Origin of the sequence: Ochrobactrum sp. BTU1, assembly GCA_018798825.1 — a bacterium.
Classification (GTDB): domain Bacteria; phylum Pseudomonadota; class Alphaproteobacteria; order Rhizobiales; family Rhizobiaceae; genus Brucella.
In genome coordinates, this window is the sequence record CP076354.1 from 1682308 (window position 1) to 1697370 (window position 15063).

Here is a 15063-nt window from a genome sequence, read left to right on the forward strand (position 1 = left end):
CCTCCTGCTCTCAAAATAGGAGGTTTTAATGCTTAACAACACCAACGCGCCAAGTCTTGATAACTTCTGGATGCCGTTTACGGCAAACCGCCAGTTCAAGGCAGCCCCACGCCTGCTCGCAAGCGCTTCGGGCATGTATTACACCGATGTCGACGGCCATCAGGTTCTGGATGGCACGGCTGGCCTTTGGTGCTGCAATGCCGGTCATGGCCGCAAACAGATCACCCAGGCTGTCGAGCGCCAGATCTCGACCATGGACTTCGCGCCGACCTTCCAGATGGGCCACAACATTGCTTTCGACTTTGCTGAAAAGCTCGCAGCCATCGCGCCTGGCGGCCCAGATGCCAAGCTTGATCGCGTGTTCTTCACCAATTCCGGCTCGGAATCGGTCGATACCGCACTAAAGATCGCCATCGCCTATCAGCGTGCCATTGGTCAGGGAACCCGTACCCTCATCATCGGTCGTGAAAAAGGCTATCACGGCGTTGGCTTCGGCGGCATTTCTGTCGGCGGCCTCGTCAACAACCGCCGCGTCTTCCCGCAGATTCCTGCCGATCATATGCGTCATACGCTCGATATTGGCCGCAATGCATTCTCCAAGGGCTTGCCGGAACACGGCATTGAACTCGCCGACGATCTGGAACGTCTGGTTCAGCTGCACGGCGCAGAAAAAATTGCCGCCGTCATCGTTGAGCCAATGTCCGGCTCTGCCGGTGTTGTGCTTCCGCCAAAGGGCTATCTCGAACGCATCCGCGCGACCGCTGACAAGCACGGCATTCTGGTGATCTATGACGAAGTCATCACCGGCTTCGGACGCCTCGGCACACCATTTGCTGTCGATTATTTCGGCGTAAAGCCTGATCTCGTCACCACCGCCAAGGGCCTCACCAACGGCGCAATTCCAATGGGTGCTGTCTTTGCCAGCCGTACAGTGCATGATGCGCTGATGACCGGCCCGGAAAACGCCATCGAGCTCTTCCACGGCTACACCTATTCCGGCCATCCGGTCGCCTGTGCTGCCGGTCTTGCCACGCTTGAAATCTACGCCGAAGAAGGTCTTCTGACCCGCGGCGCAGAACTGGCCGAGCATTGGCAGAACGCGCTTCATTCGCTGAAGGGCGCGCCAAATGTCATCGACATCCGCAACCTCGGCCTCGTTGGCGCAATCGAACTGTCGTCACGCGAAGGCGCCATCGGCGCACGCGCTTACGATGTCTTTGTCGATTGCTTCAAGAAGGGTCTTCTGATCCGCGTCACCGGCGATGTGATCGCGCTTTCGCCACCGCTCATCGTGGAAAAAGAACAGATCGACACAATCGTTTCCATGATCGGAGATGCGCTTAAACGCGCGGCCTGATCACCACCCAGATCGAGCCGCAACTTGGCCGCCGCTTTCCCCTGCGGCGGCTTTTTTCTTAAGCATTTCTAGCAAAAGTGCGAAGCGGTTTTGCGCAAGATAATACGTAAAAACAAACAGATAGAGAAGTTTTGGCATTATGCATAACCAGAATTTCTCTATGAATCACATTCTGCGGAAAGTGGTCCAAGAGATTCTGCGCATTATCATTTTAGCGGCCACTATGTGCGAAGCCGCCAAAAGCGTAATAACGTTACGTTACATCGCTAAATTCAGCTCTGCGACGGCGTAAATTTTGCCACAAGCGCATGACTATCGCCCGGATAAGTGAAGCGTACATGCGTCACCGGCTGATCGGCATTCCAGGTCTGACGCTCAACGACAAGACAAGGCGAACCGGCAGGCACGCCAAGCGTCGCAGCGTTTTCCTCGGTTGAGACAACCGCACGGATGGAATGCTGCGCATTGCTCCACGGCACGCAGGAAACAAGCCAAGGGCCGGGTGATTGCTCTGCAAAATCGGTTTCTGCCGCGCTCGGCACAGCATCAAGGCTGATAATGCGTTCTTCCAGCGCAAAGACCCGCTTCCCTGCATAATGACGGCAGACAAGTTCGACCAGCGGCGTGTGTCGCGGCATGTCGATATGACGCGCATCGGCAGGGCCACTCAACCGCTCATTTCGTTTCAGCAGCTCAAAACGATAAGGCTGCCCAAGCGCTGCAACCTCATCGCGAATATCATGGATTTCGAGAATCGCGGCTTGCGACTGCGGGAAGGAAACAAAGCTGCCCGAACGGCGCTTTCGCTCAATCAGACCGGCTTTTGCCAGCTGCGTCAGCGCCTTATTCACGGTCATGCGCGAGCAATTATAATACTCGGTCAGCTCGTGCTCGAACGGGATGCGATGACCGGGCTGCCATTCGCCAGAAATAATGCGCGTTTCAATATCATCCAGAATACGCTGATGCAGCGATAATGTCGGCTCGTCTTTTCCGGATGGATTGTCCTGCACGTCCCGCTCGCCCCATTTATTAGTTCAGCAATTCGCCGATTGCTTTCTGGAAAGCACGCTCTGCCGCATCGCGCAAGCGGTGATGTCCGCCCTCCACCTGTTTCACGCCGCGCACCCACACATCAGAGGCACGCGCACGACCGGCAAAAATCCAGCCATCGAGAACCGCATCCCCTTTTGCATGGGGCAGACGCTCAACATCAAGCGATACAAAATCTGCCGAGGCGCCCTGTCTCAAACCATCGCCTTCGCGACCCATAGCAATATTGCCGCCCGCCAATGCACCATCAAACAAGGCGCGTCCGGTCGAGCCTTCGTTTTTCGCCAGCACATTGCGCGCTCGATGCAGCAAACGCTGCGAATATTCATATTGCCGCAACTCATCGCCAATGCCGATCAGCACATTGGAATCGGACCCGACGCCGAAACGGCCACCATTGGCATCAAACACGGTGGCATTGAACGTGCCATCGCCGAGATTGGCTTCCGTAACCGGACAAAGACCGGCAATCGCACCAGACTGAGCCATGCGCACAGTTTCCGTGTCACTCATATGCGTTGCGTGGATAAGGCACCAGCGCGACGACAATTCCTGATGGTCAAGCAGCCATTCAACAGGCCGCTGTCCGGACCACGCAATGCAGTCCTCCACTTCCTTGACCTGCTCGGCAATGTGAATATGCACTGGCGCGCCGGGCAACAGCGATGCCGCAAATGTCAGCTCATCCGGGGTGGCAGCACGCAAACTGTGCGGCGCCACGCCAAGCACAGCCCCATCAAAACCGGAAAGAGCCCTCTCGCAGCCCTCGATCAGGCGCGCAAAACTCTGCTGATCATTGATGAAACGGCGCTGCCCCTCATTGGGTTCGGCACCGCCAAAACTCGAATGCGCATAAAGCACCGGCAACAGGGTCAGACCGATGCCAGCCGTTTGCGCTGCCGAGACAATGCGGTCCGCCATTTCCGAGATATTGCTGTAAGGCGTGCCGTCGCGATCATGATGCAGATAATGAAACTCACCGACGCGTGTAAAACCGGCTTCCAGCATATCAACATAAAGCCGCAATGCGACTGCTTCCGCCTGTTCCGGCGTCATGGTCAGCGCGAACTTATACATGATCTCGCGCCAGCTCCAGAAACTGTCAGCCGATGGGCCGCGCCGTTCAGCAAGGCCAGCCATGCCATATTGAAACGCGTGGCTGTGGAGGTTTGGCATCCCCGCTACGATCACCTTATAGCGCTCGTCTCCCGTTTTGGCTTCGACGCCAATCTCCACAGAAGCAATTTTTCCCTGAGCTAAACCAAGCCGCACATCCTCTGCCCAGCCCGTCTGCAAAAGCGCCTGACCAGCATGGATAAATTGCGTTGTTGGGACTGCGGCTGACATTCGATGAAGCTCCTCATTCCGCCCAATTTGCACACCCGTTTTTCAACAGATCGCGATTGGATGCATTTTTTCTCTTGGCGGTTCCGTTAATATGTATATACATTATTGAAAACTAGGGGAAGCGAGAAAACGCTCATGACACAGAAATCGAACTTCATTTTAACGCAGGCACGCATCGCCACTCTATCGGAAAAGGCAGATGGACTTGGTTTGATCGAAGCAGCAGCAATTGCCGTCAAGGATGGCAAAATCGCTTATGTCGGCGCAGAAATTGATCTTCCCGCTGAATATGCGTCGCTTGAGAAGATTGACTGCGAAAACCGCCTGATCACGCCCGGTCTGATTGACTGTCACACGCATCTGGTCCACGCAGGCAATCGCGCACACGAGTTTGAACTGCGCCTGAACGGTGCAACTTATGAAGAAGTTGCACGCGCGGGCGGCGGCATTGTTTCATCGGTCAAGAATGTTCGCGCGGCCAGCGAAGACGATCTGGTCCGTGAAACCCTGCCACGCCTTGATGCGCTCATTGCTGAAGGCGTGACGACGGTTGAAGTCAAATCGGGTTATGGTCTCGATACGAACAGCGAAGCAAAGTCATTGCGTGCGGCTCGCCGTCTTGGGCATGAACGCGATGTTGCTATCCGCACCACCTTTCTGGGCGCTCACGCCCTGCCGCCGGAAATGAATGGCGACAAAGCTGCCTTCATCGACAAGATCATCAACGAAATGCTACCTGCTATCGCCGATGAAAATCTGGCCGACGCAGTGGATGGTTTCTGTGAAGGCATTGCCTTCCTGCCGGATGAAATCACCCGTGTTTTCGATGCCGCCAAGGCGCATAACTTGCCGGTAAAGCTCCACGCCGACCAGCTTTCCAATCTACATGGCGCAGCACTTGCCGCTTCATATGATGCGCTTTCCGCCGATCATCTCGAATATACCGATGCGGAAGGTGCAGCCGCTATGGCAAAGGCCGGAACTGTCGCGGTTCTACTTCCCGGCGCTTATTATTTCATCCGCGAAACGCAAAAGCCGCCAGTCGATCTTTTCCGTGCGGCTGGCACCAAAATGGCGCTTGCCACCGACAACAATCCCGGCACTTCGCCGCTGACCTCGCTTCTGCTCACCATGAATATGGGTGCAACTCTGTTCCGCATGACAGTCGATGAATGCATTGCAGGTGTCACTCGCGAAGCAGCCCGTGCCCTTGGCGTGCTCGACAAGACCGGCACGCTGGAAGTCGGCAAGGACGCGGATCTCGCCATCTGGAACGTCGAGCGTCCGGCAGAGCTTGTTTACCGCATTGGCTTCAACCCGCTCTGGAAGCGGGTTTTCAAAGGCCGCTATCAGTAATTTTCAATGGAGCTTTCCATGTCCTTCGTTCTTCATCCCGGCAGCGTTTCGCTTGGCATACTTGAACAAATCTATCGCGGCAACCTCGCTGCCCGTATTGATCCGTCCTTTTATAAGGGCGTTGAAAAGGCTGCGGCACGCATCGCCGAAATCGCTGCGGGCGATGCACCGGTTTATGGCATCAATACTGGCTTTGGTAAGCTCGCCTCTATCCGCATCGCGCCCGAAGACGTGGCAACGCTTCAGCGCAATCTCATTCTGTCGCATTGCTGCGGTGTCGGTGAGCCGCTGAGCGAAGACATCGTGCGCCTCATCATGGCGCTGAAGCTTATCTCGCTTGGCCGTGGCGCATCGGGCGTGCGGCTCGAACTCATCACCCTCATCGAAGCCATGCTGGAAAAAGGCGTGATCCCGATGATCCCGGCCAAGGGTTCGGTCGGCGCTTCTGGCGATCTCGCACCGCTCGCTCATATGGCAGCGGCCATGATCGGCGAAGGTGAAGCCTTCTATCAGGGCGAACGCCTGCCATCTGCTGAAGCACTGAAGAAAGCAGGCCTCAAGCCCGTCGTTCTGGCTGCGAAGGAAGGTCTCGCCCTCATCAACGGTACACAGACCTCGACTGCACTGGCATTGGCCGGCCTTTTCCGCGCGCATCGCGCATTGCAGGCAGCCCTCATCACTGGCGCACTTTCGACCGATGCGGCGATGGGTTCAACCGCTCCGTTCCATCCAGATATTCACACATTGCGCGGTCATCAGGGCCAGATCGATACGGCTGCAGCACTGCGCAATCTGTTGTCTGGTTCGGTCATTCGCGAGAGCCACCTTGAAGGCGACCAACGCGTGCAGGACCCTTATTGCATCCGCTGTCAGCCACAGGTCGATGGTGCTTGCCTCGACATTCTGCGCCAAGCAGCGCGCACACTTGAAATCGAAGCCAATGCCGTCACCGATAACCCACTCGTCCTCTCCGATGACAGTGTAGTTTCCGGCGGCAACTTCCATGCCGAACCAGTTGCTTTCGCAGCCGATCAGATCGCGCTTGCTATCTGCGAAATCGGCGCAATTGCACAGCGCCGCATTGCACTTCTGGTTGATCCTGCGCTTTCCTTCGGCCTCCCAGCCTTCCTTGCAAAAAAGCCTGGCCTCAACTCTGGCCTTATGATTGCGGAAGTCACTTCGGCCGCACTGATGAGCGAAAACAAGCAGATGGCGCATCCGGCATCGGTTGATTCAACACCAACCTCCGCCAATCAGGAAGACCATGTTTCCATGGCCTGCCATGGCGCGCGCCGCCTGTTGCAGATGACTGAAAACCTCAACGCTATCATCGGCATTGAAGCATTGACCGGCGCGCTCGGCGTCGAGCTGCGTGGCCCGCTTGAAACCAGCCCGGAACTGAAAGCTGCCGTCGCTGTTCTGCGCGCGAATGTGCCGACGCTGGAAGTTGATCGCTACATGGCCAACGATTTGGCAAGCGCAAGCGCCATCATCGCCGATGGTTCTTTTACCGGCAGCATCAGCGCAAGCATTCTGCCATCTCTGGAGGTCTGATATGGCTGCTTTTGAAGTCCATCAGGGTTCGTCACCCGTCATTCTCGGCCTGCCCCACACCGGGACAGACGTGCCGGAAGATATCTGGGCGCGGCTCAATGACAATGGCCGTATTCTTGCCGACACCGACTGGCATATCCATCGGCTCTATGACGGGCTGCTGGACAATGTCACGACAGTCCGCGCCACCTTTCATCGCTATTGTATCGATGCCAATCGCGACCCAGCAGGCGTCAGCCTCTATCCGGGCCAGAACACCACAACGCTGATCCCGGAAACCGATTTCGATGGCCTTGCCATCTGGAAAGACGGCGAAGCACCGAAAGAAGCCGATATTGCCGATCGCATCACCCGCTTCCACAAGCCGTATCACGATGCGCTTACAGCCGAAATCGAACGCGTGAAAGCAATCCACGGCGTAGCGATCCTTTATGATTGCCACTCGATCCGCTCGCATATCCCGTTCCTGTTTGAAGGCAAGCTGCCGGATTTCAACATCGGCACAGACCTCGGCAAGACCTGCGATCCAAGGATCGAAGCCGCAACCGTAGACGTGACTCAAAACGCCACCGGCTACACATACATCCTCAATGGCCGCTTCAAAGGCGGCTGGACAACGCGCCATTACGGCAAGCCCGAAACTGGTGTCCATGCCATCCAGATGGAACTGGCGCAATCCACGCATCTGGCGACCGAGGCCGTGCCCTTCGACTACGACGAAGCCAAAGCTGAAAAGCTCCGTGTGCATCTCAAAACAATTCTTGAGCGGCTCGAAAACATTGCCGCCGAACTGAAACTCTGAGGAGAACATCATGTCCAACCCACGTCATAATGAGCGCGAAATACGCGCTCCACGCAGCACTGAACTCAACGCAAAAAGCTGGCTCACAGAAGCGCCGCTGCGCATGTTGATGAACAATCTCGACCCGGATGTTGCCGAGCGCCCGCATGAGCTGGTCGTTTATGGCGGCATCGGTCGTGCAGCCCGTACGTGGGACGACTTCGACAAGATTGTTGCAACACTGAAGACTCTCAACGACGACGAAACCTTGTTGGTGCAGTCGGGCAAGCCGGTCGGCGTGTTTCGCACCCACAAGGATGCGCCACGCGTTCTGATCGCCAATTCCAACCTCGTGCCACATTGGGCAACATGGGATCATTTCAACGAACTGGATAAGAAGGGTCTCGCCATGTATGGCCAGATGACCGCCGGTTCGTGGATTTACATCGGCGCACAGGGCATCGTTCAGGGGACTTATGAAACCTTCGTTGAAGCTGGTCGCCAGCATTATGACGGCAACCTCAAGGGCAAATGGATTCTGACCGGTGGTCTTGGTGGCATGGGCGGAGCACAGCCTCTCGCAGCCGTTATGGCTGGTGCTTGTTGCCTCGCAGTCGAATGCGACGAAACCCGCGCCGATTTCCGCCTGCGCACTCGTTATGTCGATGAAAAGACCCACAGCCTCGATGAAGCTCTGGCAAAGATCGACGAATGGACCAAGGCAGGCGAAGCCAAATCCATTGCACTCATCGGCAATGCCGCTGATGTTTTCCCGGAACTCGTCAAGCGTGGCGTGCGCCCTGACATCGTGACCGATCAGACCTCGGCACATGATCCGGTGCATGGTTATCTGCCAATCGGCTGGAGCGTTGCTGAATGGCGCGCCAAGCAGGAGAGCGATCCGAAGGGCGTTGCAAAAGCCGCCCGCGCTTCGATGAAGGTGCAGGTTCAGGCCATGCTCGACTTCTGGAATGCTGGCATTCCAACGGTGGATTACGGCAACAATATCCGCCAGATGGCGCTTGAAGAAGGTCTGGAAGACGCATTTGCCTTCCCGGGCTTCGTGCCTGCCTATATCCGCCCGCTGTTCTGCCGCGGCGTTGGACCTTTCCGTTGGGCTGCTCTCTCCGGCGATCCAGAAGATATTGCAAAGACCGATGCCAAGGTGAAGGAACTGCTGCCAGACAACAAGCATCTGCACAACTGGCTCGACATGGCGAAGGAACGTATCGCGTTTCAGGGCCTGCCAGCACGCATCTGCTGGGTTGGCCTCGGTGATCGTCACCGCCTCGGCCTCGCCTTCAACGAAATGGTCCGCAATGGCGAACTGAAAGCCCCAATCGTCATTGGCCGTGACCACCTCGATTCAGGCTCGGTTGCTTCGCCAAACCGCGAAACCGAATCCATGAAGGACGGCTCGGATGCCGTGTCCGACTGGCCGCTGCTCAATGCGCTGCTCAATACGGCGTCGGGCGCAACATGGGTATCGCTCCATCATGGTGGTGGCGTCGGCATGGGCTTCTCCCAGCATTCGGGCATGGTCATCTGCTGTGATGGCACGGAAGATGCCGAACAGCGCATCGGCCGCGTGTTGTGGAACGATCCGGCAACCGGCGTCATGCGCCATGCCGATGCGGGCTATGAAGAAGCGCTCGACTGGGCAAAGCAGCAGGGCCTTCGCCTCCCGGCAATCCTTGGCAATTAAGAACTTGATGAAAGGCGGCTCCTTTGGAGGCCGCCTTTTTCATAGCTACATAAAACATGCAAATACTGGGGAATAACGATGACAGACGTAACGCTTGGCCGAAATGAGCCCTCTCGTGGATCGGCGGCACTAAAACTGGTCATATACAGCTTTATAGGCATCTTTTTCTTTTTCGTGCCCGTCACTATCGGCGGCAAATCGACCATCCTGCTCGATCATGCAGCAACCGTGATAGCCACGGAGCTCCGTCCTGCCGCTCTCGTTTTTGTCTGCCTGCTGATCGCTTACGGTGCCTTTGCCCCTTTCGTAACAGGTACGTGGAAAAAGAACCTGACCGAAAGAATTTTCTCGGTCTTGCGTCTGTTCGGCCTTATCGCAACCGCCATGTATCTCGCCGATATCGGCCCGGCGCCACTTTTCACGCCAGACATGCTTCCATTCCTTTTCGACAAGCTCGTTCTATCAGTTGGTCTAATCGTTCCGATTGGCGCTTTGGCGCTCGCATTCTTGATCGGTTATGGCCTGCTCGAATTCACCGGAGTTATTGTGCAGCCCGTTATGCGTCCGATCTGGCGCACACCCGGTTGGTCGGCTATCGACGCTGTGGCTTCTTTTGTCGGTAGCTATTCACTGGCCCTTCTCATCACCGACCGTGTCTATAAGGAAGGCAAGTACACAGCCCGCGAAGCAGCAATCGTTGCTACCGGGTTCTCAACTGTTTCCGCCACTTTCATGATTATCGTCGCAAAAACTCTGGGTTTGATGGATTCATGGAATCTTTATTTCTGGACCACTTTTTTCGTCACATTCATTGTATCGGCAATAACTGCGCGCCTTTGGCCATTGAGCCGCATGGATCATCCTGGAGACCGTGATACACCACTGCCTGAGGGCAAAGGCCGTATCGAAACAGCAATTGACGCTGGCATTACGCAGGCTCAAAGTGCTCCGCGAATTCTGCCCCTGCTCTGGGCCACTTTCCTTGATGGCTTGCGTATGGCAGCCATGATTCTACCGAGCATTATGGCCGTGGGTCTTCTTGGTCTTCTTGCCTCCAAATATACGCCGATTTTCGATGTTCTTGGTCTTGCACTCTATCCATTCACTTGGATCGCTCAGTTCTCAGATCCTATGCTTGCAGCCAAATCGATGGCCGCCGGTCTTGCTGAGATGTTCCTGCCTGCTATTCTTCTGAAGGACGCAGACGTGGCCCTCAAATTTGTAGCCGCTGTTGTGTCAGTCAGTCAGGTTCTGTTCCTTTCGGCCTCGATCCCTTGCGTACTGGCAACGTCAATTCCGCTCAAATTCCGTGATCTGATTATCGTCTGGTATATTCGCACAGCGCTCAGCATCCTGCTGACAGCGCCAGTCGCATTCTGGGCAGCGTCCAACGGATGGCTCGGCTGATGATTACGGTTCTCAAAGCCAAAGAACACCGCCGCATGCCATGGAAAAACGGCGGCGGTGTTACGGTCGAAATTGCGATCCATCCTGAAAATGCGTCAGTCGATAATTTCGACTGGCGCATTTCCACAGCAACCGTTGCCAATGACGGCCCCTTCTCGGTTTTCACTGGCATTGATCGCACATTGTCGGTGCTGGAAGGCAACGGCATTGTTCTCGATGTTGAAGGTGTGGAAACCACCCTCACCCGCGAGACAGCACCCTTTGCGTTTGCCGCCGATGCCAGCTCTGGTGCCCGCCTCATCGACGGAACAATCACCGATCTCAACGTCATGACGCGACGCGGGCGCTTCACGCATCACGTCGAACGCATCGCCATTGATGATTCGAGAATTGTTGCATCCAATCGCGGCGCCATGCTTATTTTCTGTGCAGAAGGCAATTTCGATCTAAAAACAGACAGTAGAATCGCGCATCTGAGCCTGCATGATTGCTTGGTCATGTCGGGAGAGGCTCAGTTTTCTCTAGAACTTATTGGTAAGGGGATCGTCTATCGGATTGCGATTATCGAAGTATAATCAATAATCTACGGGAAATTTGAACAGTTTGGCGGCCAAAGGATTCTTTATACGCCTCTCTGGACAGAAATTTCCGCCCTGCTAATTTGTCTGCCAGAATATGTATATGCTTAAAACAAAAAAGGGGTTCACATATGAGAAAATCTTGGTTGGCAGGCGCAGCCCTCGCAGCGCTCACCTTCGCTTCGAGCGCACAGGCAGAAACAAAAGTCGCAATCGGCTTTTCCGGCTGGACCGGCTTTGGTCCGCTGACGCTTGCGAAAGAAGCAGGTATCTTCAAAAAGAACGGCCTCGACGTCACGCTCAATAAAATTCCGCAGGCAAGCCGCCACCTGGCGCTCGCATCCGGTGATATTCAGTGCGCGGCAACCACCGTTGAAACATGGATTATCTGGAACGCGGCTGGCGTGAAGTCCAAGCAGATTTTCCAGATGGACAAATCCTATGGCGCTGACGGCATCGCCGTGCGCGCCGATGTCAATTCCTTTGCCGATCTGAAGGGCAAGACCATTGCCGCTTCCGCTCCCGGCACGTCGCCATACTTCTTCCTTGCCTTCATGCTGGCCAAGAACGGCATGACCACCAAGGACGTGAAGATCGTCAACATGGAACCGGGACCAGCAGCGCAGGCTTTCGTTGCAGGCCAGAACGACGCTGCCCTGACCTACGAACCATATCTGTCGACGGTGCGTGCAGCACCCGACAAAGGCAAAATTCTCGCCACAACACTCGAATATCCGGCTGTTATGGACACCGTTGGCTGCACCCCGGATTTCCTTGAAAAGAACCCGGAAGCTGCCAAGGCACTCGCCACCAGCTATTTCGAAGCGCTTGAAATGATTGCAGCCGATCAGGCCAAGTCCTACGAAATCATGGGCAAGGACGTGAAGCAGTCGGGCGAAGAATTCGGCAAATCCGCGGCCTATCTGCGCTGGCAGGACAAAGCCGCCAACCAGAAGTTCTTTGAAGGCGAGTTCAAGGAGTTTTCGGAAGAAGCCACCAAGCTCCTGCTTGACGCTGGCGTGATCAAGAACAAGCCGAACCTCGACGATATTGTCGACACAAGCTTCATCAAGTAATCACATCGAAAAAGCAGGCTCGGAGTTCGCTCCGGGTCTGTTTCATTTCAGCCTCACGTAGTGCCTGACTAAACGGATATATCTATGCAGCCTATGCAACCGATTGGAAACGGAGCCCGAATTCTTCTGGGAATTCTGTTCTTCGTGCTTTTCTTTGCTTTCTGGGGCGTTGCAACGCTCGGAGGCTTTGTTTCGCCCACCTTCCTCGCCGATCCGATCACGATGGTGAAGGATGGATATGATCTCATCGCCAATCAGGGTTTCCTTTCGGATATCGGCATGACTGTCTGGCGCGTGCTGGGCGGCTTCATCATGGCCAGCATCGTTGCCATTCCGCTTGGCATTGCGATGGGTGCATATAAACCCATTGAAGCGCTGCTCGAACCGTTCGTCTCCTTCGCACGCTATTTGCCTGCCTCGGCTTTCGTACCGCTTCTCATTCTCTGGTCGGGCATTGGCGAAACGCAGAAGCTGCTCGTCATCTTCATCGGCGCAGTCTTCCAGCTCATTTTGATGATCGCTGTCATTGTTTCCAACACGCGCCGCGATCTGGTTGAGGCTGCCTATACACTCGGCGCCAAGGATCGCGGCGTTATTCGCCGTGTGCTTATGCCGTCAAGCGCTCCCGATATTGCTGAAACGCTGCGCCTCGTGCTTGGCTGGGCATGGACCTATGTAATCGTCGCTGAGCTGATCGGCGCATCATCGGGCATCGGCTATATGATCATCAATTCGCAGGCGCTTATGGCCACCGGACAGATCATTTTCGGCATCATTGTAATCGGCGTTATCGGCCTGATTTCTGATCTGGCGTTCAAATACATCAACCGCTGGCTCTTTGCGTGGAGGTTTGCGTAATGGTTACGACAACCGAACAAGAACTCGTCGTTAAAGGCGTGAGCCGCACCTTTCCGGGTGTTCATGGCGGCAAACCAACACTTGCTTTGCAATCAACTGATCTCATCATTCCGAAGAATGATTTCGTCACCATTCTTGGTCCATCAGGTTGCGGCAAGTCCACGCTTCTGCGCATCATTGCCGGTCTCGACAAGCCGACCACTGGCACGGTGACGCTAGAAGGTCAGCCGGTCAAAGGACCGGGTGCTGATCGCGGCATGGTGTTCCAGTCCTACACGCTGTTTCCATGGCTGACGGTCCGGCAGAATGTCGGTTTCGGCCTGCGCGAAAAAGGTATGCCGGAAAAGCAGGCCCGCGAAATTATCGATAGCTACATCGATAAAGTCGGTCTGCGCGGATTTGAAAACCACTGGCCGAAGCAGCTTTCAGGTGGGATGCAGCAGCGCACTGCAATCGCCCGTGCACTTGCCAATGACCCAAAGATCCTGCTCCTTGATGAGCCTTTCGGCGCGCTTGACAACCAGACGCGTGGACTGATGCAGGAACTCCTGCTCGGCATCTGGGAACGTGAGCAGAAAACCGTGATCTTCGTCACCCACGATATTGAAGAGTCGATCTTTATGGCGACCCGCGTGGTTACGATGACAGCCCGTCCCGGCAAGATCAAATCGATCACGCCGGTCAATATTGAGCATCCGCGTTCCTATCAGGTCAAAGCCAGCCCAGAATTCTCGGAACTGCGCCTGAAGCTGACCGAAGAAATCCGCAGCGAAGCAATTACAGCGGCAAAGCAGGCTGCCTGAAAATTATTGTTCCTTCTGATGAGATGGTATCTTAAGAAAAGGCTGCGATGTTCTTCGCAGCCTTTTCTTTTTAGCGTTTGCGCGCATCTGTTCCGAAAATCGCTTCACACTTTTCGGGATGCGCTATTTTCAGGACCGTTCCAACATGGCCGTTTCAGCAGAACTTGAAGACCGCATCGTTTATGTGAATGGCGATTATGTCGCCGCGCGCGATGCAAAAATCTCGATCTTTGATCGTGGTTTTCTCTTTGGTGACGGAATTTACGAAGTAACCGCAGTCCTTGACGGCAAGCTGGTCGATAGCGACCCGCATATGAAGCGTCTGCGTCGTTCGACAGGTGAAATCGGCATTCCTATGCCGATGAGCGAAGATGAGATTGTCGAGATCGAGCGCGAACTGATCCGCCGCAACAATCTCACCGAAGGACTGGTCTATTTGCAAGTTACGCGAGGCGATGGTCGCGACCGTGATTTTGTCGCTAAAGGCTTGAAGCCATCGGTGGTTCTGTTCACTCAAGTTAAAGCTCTTGCCGACCGGCCGGAAGTAGCAACAGGTATCCGCGTGCTTTCACTGGATGATCTGCGCTGGAAGCGTCGCGACATCAAAACCGTCTGCCTTCTGCCACAGGCTCTCGCCAAGGAAATCGCCCAGAATGCCGGTTGCAGCGAGGCCTGGATGTTAGAGGACGGCTATGTCACTGAAGGCGCATCTTCGACCGGCTATATCGTCACGCAGGATGATGTCATCGTCACCCGCCCGAACAGCAATGCGGTCTTGCCGGGTTGCACACGTTTGTCACTGTTGCAGCTCATCGCTGAAACCGGCATGAAGCTTGAAGAGCGTCTTTTCACGATTGATGAAGCCTATGCTGCGAAAGAAGCTTTCATGACCAGCGCAGGTACTTTTGTAACGCCGATTTCGTTTATCGACGACAAGCCTATCGGTGGCGGCAAGCCCGGTCCAGTCGCTCTCAAGCTGCGCGAGATTTATCTCGACCACGCGCGCCGTACGGCAATCTAAAAAAATACAAATCGGGCCGGAACAATGTTCCGGCCCGAATGGCTTCTGCCTCCCTCTCCCAAAAGGCGAAGCACCAGCGCGATAACGCGCCGATTGTGAGCTTTTTTTTCGCAAAATCGGCCTCTGAAACACGTTATATCGTGTCAAACCCGTGTCAGAAATATGGC

The 15063-nt window shown here is 55.2% G+C and carries 14 protein-coding genes; 11 read left to right on the forward strand and 3 right to left on the reverse strand.

What is annotated here, in order from left to right; translation table 11 throughout:
- Positions 1-28: 28 nt before the first annotated feature.
- Positions 29-1357 (forward strand): aspartate aminotransferase family protein, encoded by a 1329-nt coding sequence (locus KMS41_08130; GenBank protein ID QWK77072.1) that lies wholly within the window; start codon positions 29-31, stop codon positions 1355-1357.
- On the opposite strand, the gene KMS41_08135 is transcribed toward KMS41_08130, so the two are convergent.
- From KMS41_08135 to KMS41_08145, 3 genes are all read right to left on the reverse strand, one after another.
- A complete protein-coding gene (locus tag KMS41_08135) occupies positions 1358-1495 on the reverse strand; it encodes a hypothetical protein (GenBank protein ID QWK77073.1) in 138 nt (45 codons plus the stop codon). It abuts the gene before it with no gap.
- 134 nt (positions 1496-1629) lie between these two features.
- Positions 1630-2370 (reverse strand): histidine utilization repressor, encoded by a 741-nt coding sequence (gene hutC / locus KMS41_08140; protein QWK77074.1) that lies wholly within the window; start codon positions 2368-2370, stop codon positions 1630-1632.
- 19 nt (positions 2371-2389) lie between these two features.
- Positions 2390-3757: a formimidoylglutamate deiminase gene (locus KMS41_08145; protein ID QWK77075.1), complete on the reverse strand. Its 1368-nt coding sequence runs from the start codon at positions 3755-3757 to the stop codon at positions 2390-2392.
- A 135-nt stretch (positions 3758-3892) separates the two neighbouring features.
- On the opposite strand from KMS41_08145, the gene hutI reads away from it, so the two are divergent.
- The 10 genes from hutI (at position 3893) to KMS41_08195 (ending at position 14896) form a co-directional block, all read left to right on the forward strand.
- Positions 3893-5113 (forward strand): imidazolonepropionase, encoded by a 1221-nt coding sequence (gene hutI, locus KMS41_08150; protein ID QWK77076.1) that lies wholly within the window; start codon positions 3893-3895, stop codon positions 5111-5113.
- Positions 5114-5131: 18 nt separating this feature from the next.
- Positions 5132-6667: a histidine ammonia-lyase gene (hutH, locus tag KMS41_08155; protein ID QWK77077.1), complete on the forward strand. Its 1536-nt coding sequence runs from the start codon at positions 5132-5134 to the stop codon at positions 6665-6667.
- A gap of 1 nt (position 6668) precedes the next feature.
- Entirely contained in the window at positions 6669-7469 is an 801-nt protein-coding gene (gene hutG / locus KMS41_08160) for an N-formylglutamate deformylase (protein QWK77078.1), read from the forward strand.
- A 10-nt stretch (positions 7470-7479) separates the two neighbouring features.
- Positions 7480-9153, forward strand: a complete 1674-nt coding sequence (locus tag KMS41_08165) for a urocanate hydratase (GenBank protein QWK77079.1) — start codon at positions 7480-7482, stop codon at positions 9151-9153.
- 78 nt (positions 9154-9231) lie between these two features.
- Entirely contained in the window at positions 9232-10560 is a 1329-nt protein-coding gene (locus KMS41_08170) for a YjiH family protein (protein ID QWK77080.1), read from the forward strand.
- Positions 10557-11135, forward strand: coding sequence for a HutD family protein (locus tag KMS41_08175; GenBank protein QWK78818.1), 579 nt, complete (start codon positions 10557-10559; stop codon positions 11133-11135). The genes KMS41_08170 and KMS41_08175 overlap by 4 nt, the downstream gene beginning before the upstream one ends.
- A 134-nt stretch (positions 11136-11269) precedes the next feature.
- Entirely contained in the window at positions 11270-12214 is a 945-nt protein-coding gene (locus KMS41_08180; GenBank protein ID QWK77081.1) for an ABC transporter substrate-binding protein, read from the forward strand.
- An 84-nt stretch (positions 12215-12298) separates the two neighbouring features.
- Complete coding sequence (locus tag KMS41_08185; protein ID QWK77082.1) at positions 12299-13072, forward strand: ABC transporter permease; 774 nt, start codon at positions 12299-12301, stop codon at positions 13070-13072.
- A complete protein-coding gene (locus KMS41_08190; GenBank protein ID QWK77083.1) occupies positions 13072-13875 on the forward strand; it encodes an ABC transporter ATP-binding protein in 804 nt (267 codons plus the stop codon). Before KMS41_08185 ends, KMS41_08190 begins: the two co-directional genes overlap by 1 nt.
- A 145-nt stretch (positions 13876-14020) precedes the next feature.
- Entirely contained in the window at positions 14021-14896 is an 876-nt protein-coding gene (locus KMS41_08195; GenBank protein QWK77084.1) for a D-amino-acid transaminase, read from the forward strand.
- Positions 14897-15063: the final 167 nt, after the last annotated feature.